Origin of the sequence: Microbacterium sp. R1, from assembly GCF_015159725.1 — a bacterium.
Lineage (GTDB): Bacteria > Actinomycetota > Actinomycetes > Actinomycetales > Microbacteriaceae > Microbacterium > Microbacterium oxydans.
This window is the reverse complement of record NZ_JADDUD010000001.1, coordinates 2,082,208-2,101,981: the sequence shown is the minus strand read 5'-3', so window position 1 is coordinate 2,101,981 and position 19,774 is coordinate 2,082,208. Positions and strand designations below refer to the sequence as shown.

At 68.1% G+C, this 19,774-nt stretch carries 17 protein-coding genes, 1 tRNA gene and 1 other RNA gene; 13 read left to right on the top strand and 6 right to left on the bottom strand.

The window, feature by feature from the left end:
• Window positions 1-18 precede the first annotated feature (18 nt).
• Window positions 19-2,745 (bottom strand): pyruvate dehydrogenase (acetyl-transferring), homodimeric type, encoded by a 2,727-nt coding sequence (aceE, locus tag ILP86_RS10300; RefSeq protein ID WP_046749121.1) that lies wholly within the window; start codon window positions 2,743-2,745, stop codon window positions 19-21.
• A gap of 153 nt (window positions 2,746-2,898) precedes the next feature.
• Here aceE and ILP86_RS10295 point away from each other — a divergent pair.
• Window positions 2,899-2,971, top strand: a tRNA-Val gene (locus ILP86_RS10295).
• A gap of 33 nt (window positions 2,972-3,004) precedes the next feature.
• On the opposite strand, the gene ILP86_RS10290 is transcribed toward ILP86_RS10295, so the two are convergent.
• Window positions 3,005-3,448 (bottom strand): hypothetical protein, encoded by a 444-nt coding sequence (locus ILP86_RS10290; protein ID WP_058631882.1) that lies wholly within the window; start codon window positions 3,446-3,448, stop codon window positions 3,005-3,007.
• 95 nt (window positions 3,449-3,543) lie between these two features.
• Here ILP86_RS10290 and ILP86_RS10285 point away from each other — a divergent pair, with 95 nt between their 5' ends.
• The 3 genes from ILP86_RS10285 to ILP86_RS10275 all read left to right on the top strand — a co-directional run bounded on the left by ILP86_RS10285 (window position 3,544) and on the right by ILP86_RS10275 (window position 6,131).
• Window positions 3,544-4,101 (top strand): dihydrofolate reductase family protein, encoded by a 558-nt coding sequence (locus ILP86_RS10285; protein ID WP_058631883.1) that lies wholly within the window; start codon window positions 3,544-3,546, stop codon window positions 4,099-4,101.
• A gap of 121 nt (window positions 4,102-4,222) precedes the next feature.
• Window positions 4,223-5,110, top strand: coding sequence for a TIGR01777 family oxidoreductase (locus ILP86_RS10280; protein ID WP_193761874.1), 888 nt, complete (start codon window positions 4,223-4,225; stop codon window positions 5,108-5,110).
• Between the two features lie 67 nt (window positions 5,111-5,177).
• Entirely contained in the window at window positions 5,178-6,131 is a 954-nt protein-coding gene (locus ILP86_RS10275; RefSeq protein ID WP_058631885.1) for an L-lactate dehydrogenase, read from the top strand.
• Window positions 6,132-6,168: 37 nt separating this feature from the next.
• Here ILP86_RS10275 and ILP86_RS10270 read toward each other — a convergent pair whose 3' ends face one another.
• Window positions 6,169-6,933, bottom strand: a complete 765-nt coding sequence (locus ILP86_RS10270; protein WP_193761873.1) for an SDR family oxidoreductase — start codon at window positions 6,931-6,933, stop codon at window positions 6,169-6,171.
• Window positions 6,934-7,033: 100 nt separating this feature from the next.
• On the opposite strand from ILP86_RS10270, the gene ILP86_RS10265 reads away from it, so the two are divergent.
• On the top strand, window positions 7,034-7,870 hold the full coding sequence (locus ILP86_RS10265; RefSeq protein WP_193761872.1) for a helix-turn-helix transcriptional regulator: 837 nt from the start codon (window positions 7,034-7,036) through the stop codon (window positions 7,868-7,870).
• Between the two features lie 10 nt (window positions 7,871-7,880).
• On the opposite strand, the gene ILP86_RS10260 is transcribed toward ILP86_RS10265, so the two are convergent.
• Entirely contained in the window at window positions 7,881-8,729 is an 849-nt protein-coding gene (locus ILP86_RS10260; protein WP_308431908.1) for an aldo/keto reductase, read from the bottom strand.
• 41 nt (window positions 8,730-8,770) lie between these two features.
• Between ILP86_RS10260 and ILP86_RS10255 the strand changes: the two genes are divergently transcribed.
• The 4 genes from ILP86_RS10255 (at window position 8,771) to rnpB (ending at window position 12,087) form a co-directional block, all read left to right on the top strand.
• Window positions 8,771-9,193 (top strand): YchJ family protein, encoded by a 423-nt coding sequence (locus ILP86_RS10255; protein WP_193761870.1) that lies wholly within the window; start codon window positions 8,771-8,773, stop codon window positions 9,191-9,193.
• Between the two features lie 36 nt (window positions 9,194-9,229).
• The gene (locus ILP86_RS10250; RefSeq protein ID WP_193761869.1) at window positions 9,230-9,964 is read left to right on the top strand and encodes a zinc ribbon domain-containing protein; all 735 of its coding nucleotides are present in this window, start codon (window positions 9,230-9,232) and stop codon (window positions 9,962-9,964) included.
• A gap of 22 nt (window positions 9,965-9,986) precedes the next feature.
• On the top strand, window positions 9,987-11,687 hold the full coding sequence (locus ILP86_RS10245) for a bifunctional 3'-5' exonuclease/DNA polymerase (RefSeq protein ID WP_058631778.1): 1,701 nt from the start codon (window positions 9,987-9,989) through the stop codon (window positions 11,685-11,687).
• A 43-nt stretch (window positions 11,688-11,730) separates the two neighbouring features.
• An RNA gene (gene rnpB, locus ILP86_RS10240) (RNase P RNA component class A) lies at window positions 11,731-12,087 on the top strand.
• 80 nt (window positions 12,088-12,167) lie between these two features.
• Here the strand turns inward: rnpB and ppgK are convergent.
• Window positions 12,168-12,914 (bottom strand): polyphosphate--glucose phosphotransferase, encoded by a 747-nt coding sequence (gene ppgK / locus ILP86_RS10235; RefSeq protein ID WP_046749111.1) that lies wholly within the window; start codon window positions 12,912-12,914, stop codon window positions 12,168-12,170.
• Window positions 12,915-12,982: 68 nt separating this feature from the next.
• Here ppgK and ILP86_RS10230 point away from each other — a divergent pair, with 68 nt between their 5' ends.
• From ILP86_RS10230 to ILP86_RS10215, 4 genes are read left to right on the top strand one after another with little or no spacing between them, the layout of a single operon-like run.
• On the top strand, window positions 12,983-13,222 hold the full coding sequence (locus tag ILP86_RS10230) for a hypothetical protein (protein ID WP_058631777.1): 240 nt from the start codon (window positions 12,983-12,985) through the stop codon (window positions 13,220-13,222).
• 2 nt (window positions 13,223-13,224) lie between these two features.
• Window positions 13,225-14,562 (top strand): type I glutamate--ammonia ligase, encoded by a 1,338-nt coding sequence (gene glnA, locus ILP86_RS10225; RefSeq protein ID WP_046749109.1) that lies wholly within the window; start codon window positions 13,225-13,227, stop codon window positions 14,560-14,562.
• Window positions 14,563-14,570: 8 nt separating this feature from the next.
• Window positions 14,571-17,546, top strand: coding sequence for a bifunctional [glutamine synthetase] adenylyltransferase/[glutamine synthetase]-adenylyl-L-tyrosine phosphorylase (locus ILP86_RS10220; protein ID WP_179516041.1), 2,976 nt, complete (start codon window positions 14,571-14,573; stop codon window positions 17,544-17,546).
• 50 nt (window positions 17,547-17,596) lie between these two features.
• Window positions 17,597-18,517 (top strand): diacylglycerol kinase family protein, encoded by a 921-nt coding sequence (locus tag ILP86_RS10215; RefSeq protein WP_046749107.1) that lies wholly within the window; start codon window positions 17,597-17,599, stop codon window positions 18,515-18,517.
• A gap of 23 nt (window positions 18,518-18,540) precedes the next feature.
• Here ILP86_RS10215 and ILP86_RS10210 read toward each other — a convergent pair whose 3' ends face one another.
• Entirely contained in the window at window positions 18,541-19,665 is a 1,125-nt protein-coding gene (locus ILP86_RS10210; RefSeq protein WP_230977899.1) for an AI-2E family transporter, read from the bottom strand.
• Window positions 19,666-19,774 lie beyond the last annotated feature (109 nt).

The following is a 19,774-nucleotide window of genomic DNA, read 5'->3' as shown; positions in this document are numbered from 1 at the left end:
GAACCTGTCACCGAGGGCTCAGCTTTCGCCGCCCGCGTTGCCGCTGGTCCCGGCGTTCACATCGTGCAGGCGGTACTTCTCGATCGCCTGGGCCGCGAGCGAACGGTCGACCTTGCCGTCCTCGGCGAGCGACTGCAGCGTGCGGACCACGATGGACGGGCCGTCGATCTTGAAGAAGCGCCGTGCGGCGGCACGGGTGTCGGAGAAGCCGAAGCCGTCGGCACCGAGAGTGGCGAAGCGGTTCGGGACCCACGGACGGATCTGGTCCTGCACGGCGTGCATGAAGTCGCTGACCGCGACGACCGGTCCCTCGGCACCCTGGAGCTTCTGAGTGAGGTACGCGGTGCGCGGCTCGGCCTCGGGGTGCAGGAAGTTGTGCTCGTCGGCGGCGAGGCCGTCGCGGCGCAGCTCTGTCCACGAGGTGACCGACCAGACATCGGCGATCACGCCCCAGTCCTTCTTCAGCAGCTCCTGCGCTTCGAGGGCCCAGGGGAGTCCGACACCGGATGCGAACAGCTGTGCGCGGTGTCCCTCGCCCTCGCCGACGGAGACGCGGTGGATACCGCGGACGATGCCGTCGACGTCCACATCCTCCGGCTCGGCCGGCATCACGAGAGGCTCGTTGTAGAGCGTGATGTAGTACATCACGTTCGGGTCCTCGTGCTGGCCGCCGTACATCCGCTCGAGACCGGAGCGCACGATGTGCGCGATCTCGTAGCCGTAGGCCGGGTCGTACGAGATCGTCGCCGGGTTGGTGGCGGCGAGCAGGTGCGAGTGGCCGTCGGCGTGCTGGAGTCCCTCACCCGTGAGGGTGGTGCGACCGGCCGTGGCGCCCATGATGAACCCGCGGGCCATCTGGTCGCCGGCTGCCCACTGGGCGTCGCCCGTGCGCTGGAATCCGAACATCGAGTAGAAGATGTAGACCGGGATCAGCGGCTCGCCGTGCGTGGCATAGGACGTGCCCGCCGCGGTGAAGGCGGCGAGGGCGCCGGCCTCGTTGATGCCGACGTGCACGATCTGGCCCTGCGGGCTCTCCTTGTAGGCGAGGAGGAGCTCACGGTCGACCGAGGTGTAGTGCTGGCCGTTCGGGTTGTAGATCTTCGCCGACGGGAAGTAGGCGTCCATGCCGAACGTGCGCGCTTCGTCGGGGATGATCGGCACGATGCGGTGACCGAACTCCTTGGAGCGCAGCAGGTCCTTCAGCAGGCGGACGAACGCCATGGTCGTGGCGATCTCCTGCGTGCCGGAGCCCTTCTTGGGCAAGGCATATGCCGAATCGTCCGGGAGGGAGAGCCCGACGTGGGTCGAGCGGCGCTCCGGGAGGAACCCGCCGAGCGCGTTGCGGCGCTCGAGCATGTACTGGATCGTCTCGTCCTGAGGCCCCGGGTTGTAGTACGGGGGCAGGTACGGGTTCTCTTCCAGCTGCGCATCCGTGATCGGGATGTGCATGGCGTCGCGGAACGTCTTGAGGTTGTCCAGCGTCATCTTCTTCATCTGGTGGGTCGCGTTGCGGCCCTCGAAGTGCGGTCCGAGGCCGTAGCCCTTGACGGTCTTCGCGAGGATGACGGTGGGCTTGCCCTTGTGCTCGGTCGCGGCCTTGAACGCGGCGTAGACCTTGCGGTAGTCGTGGCCACCGCGCTTGAGGTTCCAGATGTCGTCGTCGGAGTAGTCCTTGACGAGGGCCGCGGCCCGCTCGTCGCGGCCGAAGAAGTGCTCACGGATGTATGCGCCGGACTCGGCCTTGTACGTCTGGTAGTCGCCGTCGGGGGTGACGTTCATGAGGTTGAGCAGCGCACCCTCGGTGTCGCGGGCGAGCAGGTCGTCCCACTCGCGGCCCCAGACCACCTTGATGACGTTCCAGCCCGCGCCGCGGAAGAACGACTCGAGCTCCTGCACGATCTTGCCGTTGCCGCGCACGGGGCCGTCGAGGCGCTGCAGGTTGCAGTTGACGATGAAGGTGAGGTTGTCCAGTCCCTCGTTGGCTGCGACCTGCAGCTGTCCGCGGCTCTCGACCTCGTCCATCTCGCCGTCGCCCAGGAATGCCCAGACGTGCGACTGGGACGTGTCCTTGATGCCGCGGTTCTCGAGGTACTTGTTCGACATCGCCTGGTAGATGGCGTTGATCGGACCGAGGCCCATCGACACCGTCGGGAACTGCCAGTACTCCGGCATCAGGCGCGGGTGCGGGTAGGACGGGATGCCGTTCGGCGCGTGCGACTTCTCCTGGCGGAAGCCGTCGAGCTGGTCCTCGGTGAGGCGCCCCTCGAGGAAGGAGCGGGCGTAGGTGCCGGGTGAGGCGTGGCCCTGGATGAAGATCTGGTCGGCGCCACCGGGGTGGTCGGCGCCCTTGAAGAAGTGGTTGAAGCCCACTTCATACAGCGCCGCGGAGGACGCGTACGTCGAGATGTGACCACCGACGCCGATGCCGGGGCGCTGGGCGCGGTGCACCGTGATGGCCGCGTTCCAGCGGATCCAGGCGCGGTACCGGCGCTCGACCTCCTCGTCGCCAGGGAACTCGGGCTCGTTCTCCGGCGCGATGGTGTTGATGTAGTCGGTGGTCGGGACCATCGGCACGCCCAGGTGCAGCTCCTTGGAGCGCTTGAGGAGGCTGAGCATGATCTCGCGGCCACGTCCGTGGCCCTTGGCGTCAACCAGCTCATCGAGCGACTGCTGCCATTCGCCCGTCTCTTCCGGGTCGCTGTCCTGGGGACCCTGGGAGTACGGATCCTGGTCGTGCACGGTCACGGGGGAACCTTTCGTCAAGCTGGCAGGTCATGCCAAGGAAACGGGAAGCGACACGGGCAGCCTTGTCAGCTGTGCACAACGCGCGCCGGGTTCAGCCTATCCCTCTTCCACGACACGGGTGCGCATCGTCCGCCCGATAGACTGGGCACACCAGGGCCTTTAGCTCAGCTGGTAGAGCGCCACGTTTACACCGTGGATGTCGTCGGTTCGATCCCGGCAGGGCCCACCTCCACCGAGACGGCTCACCCCGCCGCGACCACTAACGAGGCTTCGCAGCGATCACCGAGTTCGGGATGTGCCCGGCGGCGAGCACCGCCGCCGCAATCGCGATCCAAGGGTTCTGGAGCCACGCGGCACCGGCGAGGAACACGCCGACCGGTAGCAGCGCCATCGGAACGGGAACTCCGACGACCGGGGCGAACAGCGACGACAGTCGTCTGCCCGACACGAGGTAACGCCCCCAGAGGGCCCAGTACGCCACGACGAGGATCGCCGCGGGGATCGCCCACCACCAGAGCGGGCGATCGCCCACCGTGATCACCGGCACCGTCACGCAGAGTGCCTGCCCTGAACGTTCGAGGACCTCGACGACCTTCGGCACGGCGACGCGCTCCATCGCCGGTCGAGGAGGGAACCACACCAGCAGCAGGTTGGGGGCGAACACGGCGAGACTCAGCGCGAGCCCGAGCACCGAGAAACCCATGATCGCGACCTTATCGGGCAGATGCGGGGTCCGTTGCCCTTCGGCTTCCCGTCGACTCCCTGGCGGTCGCCTCGCTGCGGATCTAGGCTCCCGACATGGGACTTCTGACCTTCAGCCTCAACATCACCCTGGACGGCTGCGTCGACCATGAGGAGGGGATCGCCGATGACGAGACCCACGCCTACTTCACGCGGTTGCTGGAGGATTCCGGCGCCGTGCTCTGGGGTCGCACGACCTACGAGATGATGGAGGACGCCTGGCCCGCGGTCGCTCGCGGCGAGGTGGAGGCCCCGCCGGCGCTGCGCGAGTGGGCGCTCGCTCTCGAGGTCAAACCCAAGTACGTGGTGTCCTCCACGCGCGATGAGTTCCCCTGGACGAACACCCATCGGATAGCCGGGAACCTGCGAGAGGGCGTGCAGCGTCTCAAAGACGACACGCCGGAGGGTGTTCTCCTCGGAAGCGGCGCCCTCGCCGCCGAACTCGACAGGCTCGATCTGATCGACGAGTACCGGTTCCTCATCCACCCCCGGATCGCGGGGCACGGTCCGACCCTGTTCCGGGATCGATCGTCCGACACGCGGAAGCTCGAACTGGTCTCGGCGGAGCCGCTGCGCAACGGAGCGATCGTGACGCACTACAGGCGCGCCGAGTGATCCGGCCCGGTGCATACCGCGTCGCGGTCGCCGAGGCAAGGCCCGAGGGGCGGGCGCAGCGCGGCGCGTACGCTGTACCGCACGGCAGGACTCCAGAATCGACAGCGGGGAGCTTTCACACATGGCGGGACGCATCGTCATCAGCGGGGCCTCTGGCCTGATCGGTTCCGCGTTGGCCGCTTCGCTGCGCACCGACGGTATCGAGGTCACCACCCTGGTGCGTCGTGCGCCGCGATCCGAGGATGAGGCGCAGTGGGCGCCGGGCGAGAGCGCGCTCGACCCTGATGTCGTGGCAGGCGCCGACGCCGTGGTCGCGCTCGGGGGTGCCAGCGTCGGACGACTTCCGTGGACGCGCGGCTATCGTCGTCAGCTGGTCGACTCGCGTCTGCAGGCCACCCGCACCCTGACGACCGCCCTCCGTGCGCTGCGGTCCGATGCTCCGGCTCTCGTCTCGGCGTCCGCGGTCGGCTACTACGGTTCCGCTCCCGGCGAGATCCTCACGGAGGACTCCGCTGCAGGGCAGACGTTCCTGGCGGATCTGACGGTGCGGTGGGAGGCCGAAGCCCGACGCGCGGAGGACCACACCAGGGTCGCGCTGCTGCGTACCGCTCCCGTCATCCATCGGCGAGGAGTGCTCAAACCGCTCATCCAGCTGACCCGGTTCGGCGTCTCGGGCCCGCTCGGTCAGGGCACGCAGATCTGGCCCTGGATCTCACTCGACGACGAGGTGCGTGCGATCCGTCACATCCTCGACGCGAAGATCTCGGGGCCGGTCAACCTCACGGGGCCCACTCCCGCGTCTGCGAACGACATCGGGCGCGCTCTCGCCGAGCGGATGCACCGGCCGTTCTGGCTCCCCGCCCCCGCCTGGGCGCTCCGGATCGCACTCGGCGATGCCGCCGACTCGCTCCTGCTCCCGGATGCGGATGTGCGTCCGCAGGTGCTGGAGCTGTCCGGCTTCCGATTCACACATCCGACCGCCGCCGACGCTGTGGCCGCCGCGCTCTGACCGTTCTGGGGCATTCTTCCGGCGACAGCCCTCCCGCATCGACACGTTCCACTGCGAGACTGAGCGCATGGAGATCATCGAGAACTCGAAGCTCACGGTCGTCGGCGCGGGAAGTGTGGGGTCGAGTGTCGCCTATGCGGCACTGATCAGGGGTTCCGCGCGGCATGTCGCGCTCTACGACATCGCGACCGAGAAGGTCGAGGCCGAGGTGCTCGACCTCGCTCACGGCACGCAGTTCACCGGCTCGAGCGACATCATCGGCGGGAGTGACATCTCCGTCGCCGCGGGTTCGCACGTCGTCGTGATCACGGCCGGCGCGAAGCAGAAGCCAGGCCAGACCCGCATCGAGCTCGCCGAGGTCAACGCAGGCATCATCCGTGGCATGATGCCGGATCTGCTGGAGGTCGCCCCGAACGCGATCTACGTGATCGTCACGAATCCCTGCGACGTGCTGACGGTCATCGCGCAGGAGGAGACCGGGCTTCCGCCCGAGCGCATCTTCGCCTCGGGAACCGTGCTCGACACCTCGAGGCTGCGCTGGAAGCTCGGACAGCGCGCCGGTGTCTCGACGGCGAGCGTCCATGCGCACATCATCGGCGAGCACGGCGACACCGAGTTCCCGCTCTGGTCCCGTGCGACGATCGGCACGGTGCCGATCCTGGAGTGGGAGACTCCGGGGCACCCGCGATTCACCCTCGATGAGCTGCAGGAGATCGCCGTGGACGTGCGTGACGCCGCGTACAAGGTGATCCTGGGCAAGGGCGCGACCAACTACGCGATCGGCCTGTCGAGTGCGCGCATCGTCGAGGCGATCCTGAGTGACGAGCACGCCGTGATGCCGGTGAGTACCGTGCTGCGTGATTTCCACGGTATCGACGGTGTCGCACTCTCGGTGCCGTCGATCGTGAGCGCGACGGGGGCGGTGCCGATCCGGAACACATCTTTCTCCGACGGGGAGCTGGCCCTGTTGCGCCAGTCCGCCGACGCCCTCACGACTGCGGCGGCATCCCTGCGCCCGTGAGCGGGGGGTCGGTGCGAAGCCGACACCCCGCTCCGCATCACCGGCCGTGCGGGTCCGTGCGGTTGAGCGTGGCGACGACCTGATCGTAATCACCGCGGGCCTCGCCGTAGCGGAGGAACTTCACCCGCTCGACCTGGATCTCGGCGGCGTCGGGCTGGGCCTCGATCAAGGCCATGACCTCGTCGATGAACTCGTCGAGCGGCATCGCCGACTCGTTGTCCTCGTGGCCCGGCATGAGCGCCGTGCGCACAGCGGGAGGCTCGAGCTCGAGCACCGACACGCTGCTCCCCTCGAACTGCAGGCGCAGGGACTCGCTGAGCATGTGGATCGCGGCCTTGCTGGCGTTGTAGGTGGGTGTCACCCGGAGCGGGGCGAACGCGAGTCCGGACGAGACGGTCATGATCGTCGCGTCGCCCTGGGCGCGGAGGTGCTCGACGAAAGCGGCGATGAGTCGGATGGGGCCGAGGATGTTGGTGACGACCGTCTCCTCCGCGGCGGAGAGGAATCCCGAGGGCGTGCTCCAGTCCTCGGCCCGCATGACGCCCGCCATCGTGATGAGCACATTGAGACCGGGGTGCGCGGCGAGCACCTCGGCCGCCGCTGCTTCGATGCTGCTCGCATCCGTCGTGTCGACCTGCACGGTGTGGATGTCGGGGTGCTCGCCGGCGATCGTCGCGAGACGGTCCTCGCGGCGCCCTCCGACGATCACGGTGTTCCCCCGTTCCCGCAGCCGCAACGCGAGAGCGAGACCGATGCCGCTCGTGGCGCCGGGGATGAAGATGGTGTTTCCGCTGATGTTCATATCCCCACCGTCGTCCTCCTGTGGCAGCCGCTCCAGAGAGCGGTCATCCAGGGACGGGCGATCCCTGGAACGCGAGCCGGCAGCGGGGGATACTTCTGAGGTGGACCGCGATGCACTGGCCGAATTCCTCCTCCGTCGACGCGAGGCGCTGAGCCCGGCCGACGTCGGACTCGCGGCAGGACCGCGGCGTCGCACCGCGGGTCTGCGCCGAGAAGAGGTCGCGCAGCTGGCGACAATGTCGACGGACTACTACACGCGACTGGAACAACGACGAGGGCCTCAGCCGAGTGTCCAGATCCTCACCGCCCTGGCCCGGGCCCTGCGGCTGGCCGAAGACGAGCGGGATTATCTCTTCCGGCTCTGCGGACACAGCGCCCCCGATCGTGCCCGGCTCGCGGAGTACGTGCGCCCGGGCATCCTCCGCGTGCTCGACCGGCTGCACGACACCCCCGCGTTCGTCGTCTCGGTGCTCGACGAAGTGCTCGTGCAGAACGACGCATCCCGTCCGCTGATCGGCGACGCGACCACTCTCACCGGACTCGACCGGAGCGGCATCTACCGCTGGTTCGCCTACCCCGATACCGAACGGCTGCGCTACCGGGAAACCGACCATCCGCGACAGGCCCGTGCGCTCGTGGGCTCGCTGCGTGCCGCATACGGGGTGATGGGTGCTCGATCGAGGGCGGGTGACATCGTTGCGGAGCTGACGGTGCGCAGCTCGGAGTTCGTGGAGTTGTGGGACGCGCACGAGGTGAGTCGACGATTCGAGCAGCACAAGGTGATGGTGCATCCCGAGCTGGGTGAGATCGAGGTCGACTGTCAGGCGCTGTTCACCGAGGACGAGTCGCAGGCGCTCATCGTGCTCACGGCAGCGCCGGGGAGCGAATCCGCGAGCAAGCTCGAGTTCCTGCGGGTCCTCGGCACGCAGAACGTCTGACCAGCGGTCGTCAGGACTCTTCGTGGGTCCGCGGATCGGCGTCGAACAGGCGCCCGTCCGGGCGACCGAGCGCGGTGATCGCGGCAACCTCCGCGTCGTCCAACACGATCTCCGCGGCGGCGAGGTTCGTCACCTGGTGTTCGAGCGACGAGGCCTTCGGGATGGAGACCGTGCCGCGGGCCACATGCCATGCGAGCACCGTCTGCGCGGTGGTGATGCCGCGGGACGACGCGATCTCGGTGATCACCGGTTCGTCGAAGAGCTCCTTCGCGCGTCCCAACGGGCTCCACGCTTCGGTGAGGATGCCGCGTTCGCGGTGGTAGGCCAACTGCTCGTCCTGCGGGAAGTACGGATGCACCTCGATCTGGTTGACCACGGGCCTCACCCCGGTCTCGTGCTCGATGCGCTCCAGATGCTCCGGGAGGAAGTTGGAGACGCCGATCTGGCGCACGACGCCTCTGGCCTGGGCGTCGACGAGCGCGGCCCATGCCTGGACGTACTCGTCCTGGCTGGGGTTGGGCCAGTGGATGAGATGCAGGTCGGTCACGTCGAGTCCGAGGCGGGAGCGGCTCTCCTCGATGCTGGTGCGCGCCTTCGGCGACGGGTGGTGTCGTCCGGGGAGCTTCGTGGTGACGATCACGTCCGAACGTGCCACCCCGGAAGCAGCGACCCCACGGCCCACCGAGCCCTCGTTCTCGTAGTTGAATGCGGTGTCGACGAGCCGGTAGCCGGCACCGATGCCGGCGCTGACCGATTCGGCCCCGGCATCGCCGTTCAGGGCGTACGTGCCCAGGCCGATCGCGGGGAGGGCGAACCCGTTGTGGGCGGTGAACGAGGGGACGACGGGCTGAGTGGTCACGGTGCTCCTTCTGGCCTTTTCCCCGAGCGTACGCTGGAGGGATGACATCGGAGGCGGAGATGGCGTCGGATGACGTCACGATCGACGAGCACGATCGGTGCCCCTGCTCATCCGGCGATGTGTACGGCCGATGCTGCCGACCGCTCCTCGACGGAGCGACGGCGCCGACGGCCGAACGCCTGATGCGTTCGCGTTACTCCGCGTTCTCTCTGCGAGACGAGGCGCATCTCCTGCGCACGTGGCATCCGACGACGAGACCGGGGACGATCGAGTTCGAACCGGATCTGCGGTGGCGGCGGCTGCTCGTGATCGATCGCGAGGCCGGGGGCCCGTTCGACCGCGAGGGCATCGTGGAGTTCGAGGCGTTCTGGCAGCAGCGCGCCACGAGAGGCTCGCTCCATGAGCGCAGCCGCTTCGTGCGCGAGGACCGGCACTGGTACTACGTCGACGGCGACGTGCACTGATGGGCGGATGTCGCGACAGCGGCTAGATTTGAGAGCGTGAACGCCAGCCCCGAGAACCAGCGCACCCTGCTCGACATCGCCGACCTCGACCGGCGCATCGCGCAGGTCGAGCGTGCCAAGACCAAGCCGAGCCAGGCGGAGCGGATCACCGAGCTCGTGGCGATCCGTCAGGACCAGCTCCGCGAGCTGACCGCACTCGCGGGTACCAGAGACGACGTGCGCACCGAGCTGAAGCGGCTGGAGTCGGATGTCGCCGTCGTCGAGGCACGCCGGAACCGCGACGCCGAACGCCTGGCCGCATCGACGAATCCGAAGGACGCGCAGGCGCTCGAGCACGAGCTCGGCAGCCTCGCCCGCCGACAGAGTGACCTCGAAGATGCCGAGCTCGACGTCATGGGCCGTCTCGAAGAGGCAGAGGCCGCCGTCGCCGCGCAGCAGGCGCTCCTCGACACGACGACCGCCGAGGGGTCGGCGCTCACCGCGCAGGCGAAGGCGGACGTCGCAGCAGCCACCGACCTCGGCGCACAGCTCGCCCGCGATCGTGCGGCCGTCGCGGAGACCGTGTCGCCTGCCTTGCTGGCGGAGTACGACCGCCGCGCGAAGAACAGCGCAGGTGCCGCCCTGTTGACCCGCGGTACCTGCGAGGGGTGCCGCATCCTGCTCCCCAGCACGGATCTGAACGACATCAGGCGAGCGGCGGATGACCTCGTGGTGTCCTGCCCCGAATGTGGGTGCATCCTGGTGCGCACCGAGGAGTCCGGGCTCGCATGAGTCGCGCCTGCGCGCGTCGGCGATGACGGCGCCGGCGGCGGGGGTCGAACGCCGCATCGCACTCGTCTCCGTCGGAGCGCAGGAGTACGTCGCGATCGAGCTCGATCGGAACGACGAGGAGCTGGATCGCACGTCCTTGCGTGTTGCTGAGCTCCCGGAATGGGTGCGCTCCGTCGAGGACTCCGATGCCCCGCGGTGGGTCATGCGCAGCGCCGCCGAGACCTACGCGTTCCTGCTCGAGCACGGCGTTCGGATCACCCGCAGTCACGATCTGGTGCTGTGCCACGCCATCCTGCGCGATACGTCGTCGGTGCAGAGCCCGCTCCCGGCCTCGCCGGAGTGGGAGCGGCGAGAGCCGACGGCAGCGGTGCCCTCGCTGTTCGACGTGTTCGACGACGTGAGCGGTGACGATGCGATCACGACCGCACTCGATCAGTACCGCGCACAGCGGAGGGTGATGGCCGCTGCACAGGACGGACGCCTCACCCTCCTGTGCGCTGCGGAGTCGGCAGGCGGACTCATCGCAGAGGAGATGCGGGTCGCGGGGTTGCCCTGGGATGAAGGCGTGCACGATGCCATCCTGACCGACACCCTCGGCACCCGTCCTGCCGCCGGGGGAGCACCGAGTCGCATGGTCGAGCTGGGCGATCGGGTGCGCGCGCTCCTCGGCGATCCGTCGCTCCACCTCGACAGCCAGCAGAAGCTGCTCAGGGCGCTGCATCGCGTCGGGGTCCAGGTGGAGTCGACGAGTCGATGGGAGCTCGCCCAGCACGAGCATCCGGTCGTGGAGCCCCTCCTCGCCTACAAGAAGCTCTCCCGCTTGCTCAGCGCCAACGGATGGGCATGGTTGGCGGAGTGGGTGCATGAGGGTCGGTTCCGTCCGGTCTACATCCCGGGTGGTGTCGTCACCGGTCGCTGGGCGTCGGCCGGTGGAGGGGCTCTTCAGCTTCCGCGGAGCCTGCGCCCCGCTGTCCGAGCCGACCCGGGGTGGACCCTGGTCGTGGCAGACGTCGCGCAGCTCGAGCCGCGGATGCTCGCCGCGATGGCCTCCGACGAAGCGATGGCCCGCGCGGCGCGGGGGAGCGACCTCTATGCAGGCGTCGTGGCGTCCGGGGCCGTCTCCACCCGCGAGGAGGCGAAGTACGCGGTTCTCGGAGCGATGTACGGCGCCACGACCGGAGACAGCGGCCGGCTGGTCCCGCGGCTGCGCAAGGTGTACCCGAAGGCGATGGCGCTCGTGGATGCCGCGGCGCGCACGGGGGAGGACGGGGGAATCGTCTCGACCTGGCTCGGGCGGTCATCGCCTCGTCCGTCGACGGAGTGGATGCGGCTGCAGGCGGACGCGACCGGTGCGGATGCCGACCCCGCGGTCGTCGCGCTCGCACGGCGGCGTGGACGCGATTGGGGCCGGTTCACCAGGAACTTCGTGGTGCAGGGCACTGCTGCCGAGTGGTCGTTGATCTGGCTCGCGGAGATCCGGCATCGCCTGCAGCAGATCCCTGAGGTGTTCGCCGAGGCGGCGGCGTCCGGTCCGTTCGCGCGCTCTGCGCACCTGGCGTTCTTCCTGCACGACGAGGTGATCCTCCACGTTCCCCTGGAACACGCGGAGGAGGCTGCCGAGGCGGTGCGCGAGGCCGCGGCCACGGCCACGACGAGGCTCTTCGGCTCGTTTCCCATCGACGTGCCCCTCGACCTGCGCATCGCGGAGTCCGCGGAGAAGTAGCCGCCGGTCGTGTGCCCAGGAGAACGTAGACTGGGGAGGCGAATGGGTCGACTGGACGGCCGCGTTACGGGCAACCGTACCGAGGAACGTCCGGGCTCCTCAGGGCAGGACGGTGGGTAACGCCCACCCGGAGCAATCCGCGAGAAAGTGCCACAGAGAGCAGACCGCCCCGCAAGGGGTAAGGGTGAAAGGGTGGTGTAAGAGACCACCGGGGGTCATGGTGACATGGCCCGCCAGGTAAACCTCGTCCGGAGCAAGGTCAGACAGAGGATGTTGACGCGGCTCGCCGAGTCCTCGGGTAGACCGCTAGAGTGCCACGGCAACGTGTCGCCGAGAGAGATGGCCGTCGAAGGGGCGAAGAACCCCGGAACAGAACCCGGCGTACAGGTCGGCCCATTCGCCTCACACGCACGAAGGCCCCGATGACTGGAGAGTCGTCGGGGCCTTCGAGCGGATCCGGGTGGCTGAGCCTGTCGAAGGTCAGTCCCCGGCGAGCGACGCCGCGCCGATGATGCCGGAGTTGTTGCGGTGGATCGCCGGGACGATCGGGGTCTTCAGGTCGAGCAGCGGGAGGAAGTCTCCGGCGTTCTTCGACACGCCGCCGCCGACGACGAACAGGTCGGGGCTGAACAGGAACTCGATGTGCGAGTAGAACGCCTGCAGACGCTCGGCCCACTCGGCCCACGAGAGGTTCTCGCGCTCCCGTGCCGACGTCGCAGCGTAGGTCTCGACCGACTCGTATTCGCCGAAGTTGAGGTGACCGAGCTCGGTGTTCGGAAGGAGCACGCCGTCGTAGAGGAAGGCCGATCCGATGCCGGTGCCGAGCGTCGTGAGGAGCGTGAAACCACGCACGTCCCTGGCCGCTCCGTGGCGGGCTTCGGCGACACCGGCGGCGTCGGCGTCGTTCACGAACACGATGTTGCGACCGAGACCGTCCCGGAAGAACCGCTCGGCGTCGAAGTCGATCCACTCCTTGGAGACATTGGCGGCGGAGAGGGTCTTGCCGCGCTTGACGATCGCCGGGAATGCGACGCCGAGCGGCAGGGTCGAGTCGTGCACGTCGAGGGTCTTCAGCACGGTCTGCACGGCATTGAGCACGTCCTGGGGCGATGCGCCCTCGGGGGTCGGTACCCGTACCCGGTCGGACGCCATGATTCCGTGCTCGAGGTCGACGATTCCTGCTTTGATACCCGTGCCGCCGATGTCGACGCCGATCGCTTTTGCCATGGGCGATAGCTTAGCGACCACGGTGCACGCCAGTAGGATCGATGACATCACGTGAAGAAGGGGCAGACATGTCTGACGGTGACCACAAGTACTGGTACAACTCCACGACCGGCGAGATCGAGTTCGGGATGATCTCGCCCTCCATCGACCGCATCGGTCCGTTCGACACCGAGGCCGAGGCCCGTCGTGCTCCGGAGGTCGTCAAGGAGCGTTCGCGCGCCTGGGCCGAGGAAGAGGCCGTCGAGCAGGGCTGGGACGTCAAGGGCCCCCAGAACACGGGCGACGCAAAGGGCCAGGGCGCAGAGTAGCCATGGACAAGCAGAGGGACTTCGTCCTCCGGACCATCGAGGAGCGCGGCGTCAAGTTCGTGCGACTGTGGTTCACCGACGTGATCGGCACTCTCAAGTCGGTGGCCATCGCGCCGGCCGAGGTCGAGGGTGCTTTCGCGGAGGGAATCGGGTTCGACGGTTCGGCGATCGAGGGGCTGACACGCACCTACGAGTCCGACCTGCTCGCCCAGCCCGATCCGACGACGTTCCAGACGCTGCCCTGGCGCGGCGAGATCGACCCGACCGCGCGCATGTTCTGCGACCTGACGACTCCCGACGGCCAGCCCGCCGTCGCCGATCCCCGTCACGTGCTCAAGCGCACGCTCGCGAAGGCCGCTGACGCCGGGTTCACGTTCTACACGCACCCCGAGATCGAGTTCTACCTGCTCAAGTCCTCGTCGTTCGGGCCGGAGGGGCCCGTGCCCGTCGACTCGGCGGGCTACTTCGACAACGTGCCCGGCGGCACCGCGCACGATTTCCGTCGCCGTTCGGTCCGGATGCTGGAAGACCTCGGCATCTCGGTCGAATTCAGTCACCACGAGGGCGGGCCCGGTCAGAACGAGATCGACCTCCGCTACGCGGACGCCCTCACCACGGCCGACAACATCATGACCTTCCGGACGGTGATCAAGGAGGTGGCGATCGAGCAGGGCGTCTATGCGACGTTCATGCCGAAGCCGCTCAGCGACCAGCCCGGAAGCGGTATGCACACGCACATGTCACTGTTCGAGGGTGACCAGAACGCCTTCTACGAAGAGGGCGCGAAGTACCAGCTGTCGAAGACGGGCCGGCACTTCATCGCGGGCCTCCTGCGTCACGCGAACGAGATCTCCGCGGTCACCAACCAGTTCGTCAACTCATACAAGCGGCTCTGGGGCGGCGACGAGGCACCGAGCTTCGTCACCTGGGGTCACGCGAACCGATCCGCACTCGTCCGCGTGCCGATGTACAAGCCGAACAAGAGCCAGTCGTCCCGCGTGGAGTACCGCGGCATCGATTCCGCGTCGAACCCCTACCTCGCCTACGCGCTCCTGCTCGCAGCCGGGCTCAAGGGCATCGAGGAGGGATACGATCTGCCGCCGGAGGCCGAGAACAACGTGTGGTCGCTGAGCGACGCCGAGCGGCGAGCTCTCGGTTACGAGGCACTGCCGGCGAGTCTCGACCACGCCCTGGAGTACATGGAGGCGTCCGAGCTCGTCGCGGAGACTCTGGGCGAACAGGTCTTCAACTACGTGCTGCTCAACAAGCGCAAGGAATGGGAGGCCTACCGCGGTCAGGTCACCCCGTTCGAGCTGAAGAGCAACCTCGAGCTGCTCTGACCCGCCCGATGGCGCGTCCTGACGATTCGGTCTCCCTCTCCGCCCTCGCCAGGCTCGGCTTCTCCGAGCTGAGCGAGGCCGCGGCAGGCCTCGCTGAGCTGGCGGAGATTCTCGATCAGCCGCGGACGGTGCTGCTCGAGGCTGCCGATGCCGCGGATCCCGATGCCGCCGTCCGCGGGCTGCTCCGCGTGGCCCGTCGGGATGAGTCGTCATTGCGTGGGCTCCTCGTCGACGAGGAGACCCGCCGCGGTGTCTGGCGGGTCTTCGGCGCCTCGGAGGGACTCGCCGAGTTCTTCCTCCGTCACCCGGACCAGCTGAGCGTCCTGGAAGCACCCCGCGATGCACTGCCATCGGCCGAGGAGCTCCAGGAGCGGCTGCTGGCCTCAGTCGGTGCGTGCGACGGGTTCGCGCAGTCGGGTGGGGACGACGAGGTCGTCGCGCTCAGAGTCGCCTACCGACGAAATCTCGCTGCCATCGCCGCGTTCGACCTCTCGCGCACGGCACCGGAGATGGCAGTAGGCCCCGTGTCGGCAGCGCTGGCCGACCTCGCGGGTGCTGCCCTGGAGGCGTCGCTCGCGGTGGCGCGGACCCGGGTGCAGGAGTCGATGGGGCGGGATGAGGTGGCGGCGACCCGTCTCGCCATCATCGGAATGGGAAAAGCCGGCGCTCGGGAGTTGAACTACGTCAGCGACGTCGACGTGATCTTCGTGGGCGGCAGCAGCGACGAAGAGGTCGTCACGGAGGCGCGTGCCATCGACATCGCGACCAGGCTCGCGCGCGAGACCATGCGGAACCTCGACGCGATCGAGGTGGAACCGCCGCTCTGGGAGGTCGATGCCGCGCTGCGTCCAGAGGGCAAGCAAGGTGCTCTGGTCCGCTCGCTCGCATCCCATCTCGCGTACTACGACCGCTGGGCCAAGAGCTGGGAGTTCCAGGCTCTGCTCAAGGCTCGTCCCCTCGCCGGAGATGCGGAACTCGGGGCGGAGTACATCGCCGCAGTGCAGCCGAAGATCTGGTCCAGTGCCGCGCGGCAGGACTTCGTCGAGAGCGTGCAACGCATGCGGGAGCGCGTGATGGAGCACATCGACCCGGACGACGCTCCGTATCAGCTGAAGCTCGGGGCGGGTGGGCTCCGCGACATCGAGTTCACCGTGCAGCTGCTGCAGCTCGTCCACGGACTCACCGACGAGTCGCTGCGCACGCGCGGGACCCTCGAGAGCCTCGATGCGCTCGTCGAGGGCGGTTACATCGGGCGGGTCGATGCGGCGGCGTTCGCCGAGGACTACCGCCTGCTCCGGCTCATGGAGCATCGCCTCCAGCTGAGAGAGCTCAGCCGCACGCATCTGATGCCTCGGACTCCGGCAGGCCTGCGGATCCTGGCGAGGGGCACACGCCTCGCGGAGAGCGGTGACAGTGTGTGGGCCCGCTGGGAGAGCGTCCGGCGGGAGGTGCGCGAGATCCATACGCGCCTGTTCTACCGCCCACTGCTGAGCGCTGTCGCCGGTCTGCCGGAAGAGGAGCGGACCCTCTCCGCCGCTCAGGCGCACGACCGCTTGGCAGCCATCGGCTTCCGGGATCCGGCGGGCGCACTCCGCCACATCGGTGCGCTCACGAGCGGGCTCAGCCGCAAGGCGACCATCCAGCGACACCTGATGCCTATCATGGTGCGGTGGTTCGCCGACGGAAGCGATCCTGACTACGCGCTCCTCGCCTTCCGTCGCATCAGCGAGCGTCTCGGAGACACCCCGTGGTTCCTCAGGATGCTGCGCGATTCGTCGGGGGCGGCGGAGAGCCTCACCCGCCTGCTGTCCTCTTCCCGGTACATCGGCGAGCTCCTGGAGTGGATCCCGGAATCCGTGGCCTGGCTGGACAACGCTGGGCGGCTGCGCCCGCGCGGGGCCGCAGCCCTCGACGAAGAGGCCAGAGCGATCCAGACGCGCCATGAGACGATCGGCGATGCGCTGCGGGCCGTCAGGGCGCTGCGGAGGAGAGAGCTCCTGCGCACGGCCATGGGGGCGGTGCTCGATGTCCTCACGATCGAAGAGGTCGCCACCGCACTCACGGAGATCACCGAGGCGACGATCCAGGCCGCTCTCCGCGCGGTGATGCGCGAAGTCGTCCCGGTCGATGACGAGGCGCTCGACTTCGCCGTCATCGCGATGGGGCGCTTCGGGGGTGCCGAGCTGGGGTTCGGATCCGACGCCGACATCCTGTACGTCTACGACGCGAACGGTGTCGATCCCCAGCGCGCGCAGAAGCTCGCGACGCAGATCGTGGCCGGCCTCCGCGAGCACCTGACCGATCACCGGCTGCCGCTCGACCTCGATGCCGATCTGAGGCCGGAGGGGCGGAACGGTCCGATCGTCCGCTCCATCCAGGCATACGCGGAGTACTATCGCCGCTGGTCGCTGTCGTGGGAGGCCCAGGCGCTGCTCCGGGCGCGCGGAGTGGCGGGAAGCGCGAAGCTGATCGCCCGGTTCACGGCGCTTGCCGACACGATCCGCTACCCGGAGGCCATCGACCTCCAGGGCACCCGCGAGATCAAGCGCATCAAAGCGCGGGTCGAGGGGGAACGGCTGCCGCAGGGTGCTGATCCCCGTCGCCACCTGAAGCTCGGCCCCGGCTCGCTGAGCGATGTGGAGTGGCTGGTCCAACTCCTCCAGCTGCAGCATGCGCACGGTGTTCCCGGGCTGCGCACGACCTCGACGCTCGGTGCGCTCGAAGCCGCCGTCGCGGCCGATCTGGTCGCAGAGGAGGACGCCGCGCGTCTTCGCGCGGCGTGGCTGCTGTCCAGTCGTCTCAGGTCAGCGATCACTCTGCTGACCGGGCAGACCAGCGACGTGCTCCCCGCCGATCGCCGTCAGCTCGATGCGATCGGTCGTCTGCTCGGCTATCCCGATCGCTCCGCCACAGAACTCGAGGAGGACTACCTCGGGGTGACCCGGCGCGCCAGGAAGACCTTCGAGCAGCTCTTCTACGGGTGAGTCGAGAGCGTCGGTTTGCGGTATCGCGTGTCGTGTCCCAAGCTGACGATATGACCAACGCGCGAATCGGCATCGTCTGGAACCCTTCGAAGGTCGAGCAGGAGGTCCTGCAAGCCGCGGTGAGCGAAGTGTTCGACGACGGGTACGACATCCGCTGGTGGGAGACGACCCCCGAGGACCCGGGTCGCGGCATGGCTCGCGAGGCGCGTGAAGACGGCCGCGACATCGTGGTCGCCGTCGGGGGAGACGGCACGGTACGCGCGGTCGCCGAGTCGTTGGCGGGTTCCGAGACGGCGCTCGGGATCGTCCCGCAGGGGACCGGCAACCTCCTCGCGCGGAACCTCGAGGTACCGCTGAACAACGTGAAGGCCGCACTGGAGCGGGTGCGCGACGCCGAGCCCCGTCGCATCGACCTCGGCTGGGTGTCGTACGACGGAACCGAGCACGCGTTCGCCGTGATGGTCGGATTCGGGGTCGACGCCCAGATGCTGGTGGAGACCGACGACGACCTCAAGTCCAAGGCGGGCTGGCTCGCCTATGTCGAGGCCATGGGACGCGCTCTCGCCGGTACCGAGATGACCGACATCACCCTCACGATCGACGGGGAGAAGGCCGTCGCGGTGCGGGGCCACACCATGTTGATCGGCAACTGCGGGATGGTGCAGGGCGGCATCAGACTGCTGCCGGACGCCGTGCTGGACGACGGCAAGCTCGACGTGCTGATGATCAGCGCCGACGGCGCGCTGCAGTGGCTCGATACGCTGCGATCATTCGTGTGGGACAACGGCATCCGTCGCCTGTTCGGCGCGACGGATGAGGCCGTCAGCACCGACTCGGCACGCCACCTCCCGGTGGAGACCATCTCCGTCGAGCTCAAGACACCTCTCGTGTTCGAGATCGACGGCGAGGAGATGGGCGAGGTCTCGGCATTCGACGTCCGCGTCGAGGCCGGCGCTCTCCTCGTCCGCTGAGGGCGCCCCGGCAGGAGCCGTGATCAGCGCGCCGATGCCGGCGGGACGATCTTCCTGTCCTGGGCCGGGAACGTCACCTTCTGCACGATGATGATGATGCTCGCGGCGACGGGGATCGCCACGAGGGCTCCCAGGATACCGCCGAGTGCACCGCCGGCGACGGCGGCGATGACGACGAGCGCTCCCGGCACCGCGACGGCCTTGCTCATGATCCGCGGCGAGAGGATATAGGCCTCGATCTGCATGTAGATCAGGTAGTAGATGATCGCGATGAGCGCCGTCACGGGGGAGACGAAGAGGCAGATCAGAGAGTTGATGATCGACGCCGTCAGCGTTCCCACCAACGGGATCATCGACCCGATGAAGGCGATGAGTGCGAGCAACGCCGGAACGGGCGCGCCGATGATGGTGAGGAAGATCAGGCTCAGGATGCCGTTGATCAGCGCAAGGCTGGCCTGGCCCATCACATAGCGGCCCACGGCCCCGGAGACGTCCTCGAGGAGGCCGCTGAAGGTGTCCCGCTGGTACGCCGGGACGAAGCGTGCCGCGAGGTGCTTCATGCTGCGCAGCGATGCCATGAAGTACAGCGTCAGGATCAGGACGATGGTGACACCGGTGAAGCCGCCGGCGATACCGGCGCCGACCGCGAAGACGCCGCCGCCGATGTCGAAGAAGTTGTTGGGATCCTTGAAGAACCCGAGGACGCCCTGAACGGCGTCGTCGATGGTGCCGAACTGGCTGCTGACGTCCTTGTACCAGGCGCTGGCCATGAAGTCCTCGACCATCTTCGGCCCGTCCTTGATCAGGTTGCCGACCTGTTCCACGAGGAGCGGGACGATGGCGAGGATGATGCCGGCGAACGCGAGGAGCACAGCAGCGACGACGATGGCTACGGCGGCGGCGCGCGGGAGCTTCTTCTCGATGAACGAGACGATCGGGTCGAGGCCGAGGGCCAGGAAGACCGCCACTCCGATATAGACGAAGACGGTCGCGAGCTGGCCGATCACTCCGCCGATGGCCAGGGCGACCAGCACCCCGAGGGCGCCCAGCAGGCCGAACATGAACGGGTTGGTCCTCGCATATGCGACGACCGCGTTCGAGGGCTGAGACGGTGCGGCGGCGACCGGCGTGTGTGCGTCGGTGTTCACGATGACTCTTCTACGGCGCATGGTTCCCCCGGTCGATGCTCAGACTCACCAGTTGAACACTCGCGAGTCCACCGGGTCAAGCCGGGAACGGCCACTGGCGCGCCCCCTC

Bases quoted from the DNA above. Each gene is read 5' to 3' on its own strand.
- ILP86_RS10290 (WP_058631882.1), bottom strand. From the start codon at position 3,448: ATGGGTTTCTCGGTGCTCGGGCTCGCGCTGAGTCTCGCCGTGTTCGCC.
- ILP86_RS10285 (WP_058631883.1), top strand. From the start codon at position 3,544: ATGGGACTTCTGACCTTCAGCCTCAACATCACCCTGGACGGCTGCGTC.
- ILP86_RS10280 (WP_193761874.1), top strand. From the start codon at position 4,223: ATGGCGGGACGCATCGTCATCAGCGGGGCCTCTGGCCTGATCGGTTCC.
- ILP86_RS10275 (WP_058631885.1), top strand. From the start codon at position 5,178: ATGGAGATCATCGAGAACTCGAAGCTCACGGTCGTCGGCGCGGGAAGT.
- ILP86_RS10270 (WP_193761873.1), bottom strand. From the start codon at position 6,933: ATGAACATCAGCGGAAACACCATCTTCATCCCCGGCGCCACGAGCGGC.
- ILP86_RS10255 (WP_193761870.1), top strand. From the start codon at position 8,771: ATGACATCGGAGGCGGAGATGGCGTCGGATGACGTCACGATCGACGAG.
- ILP86_RS10245 (WP_058631778.1), top strand. From the start codon at position 9,987: ATGACGGCGCCGGCGGCGGGGGTCGAACGCCGCATCGCACTCGTCTCC.
- ppgK (WP_046749111.1), bottom strand. From the start codon at position 12,914: ATGGCAAAAGCGATCGGCGTCGACATCGGCGGCACGGGTATCAAAGCA.
- ILP86_RS10230 (WP_058631777.1), top strand. From the start codon at position 12,983: ATGTCTGACGGTGACCACAAGTACTGGTACAACTCCACGACCGGCGAG.
- glnA (WP_046749109.1), top strand. From the start codon at position 13,225: ATGGACAAGCAGAGGGACTTCGTCCTCCGGACCATCGAGGAGCGCGGC.
- ILP86_RS10220 (WP_179516041.1), top strand. From the start codon at position 14,571: ATGGCGCGTCCTGACGATTCGGTCTCCCTCTCCGCCCTCGCCAGGCTC.
- ILP86_RS10215 (WP_046749107.1), top strand. From the start codon at position 17,597: ATGACCAACGCGCGAATCGGCATCGTCTGGAACCCTTCGAAGGTCGAG.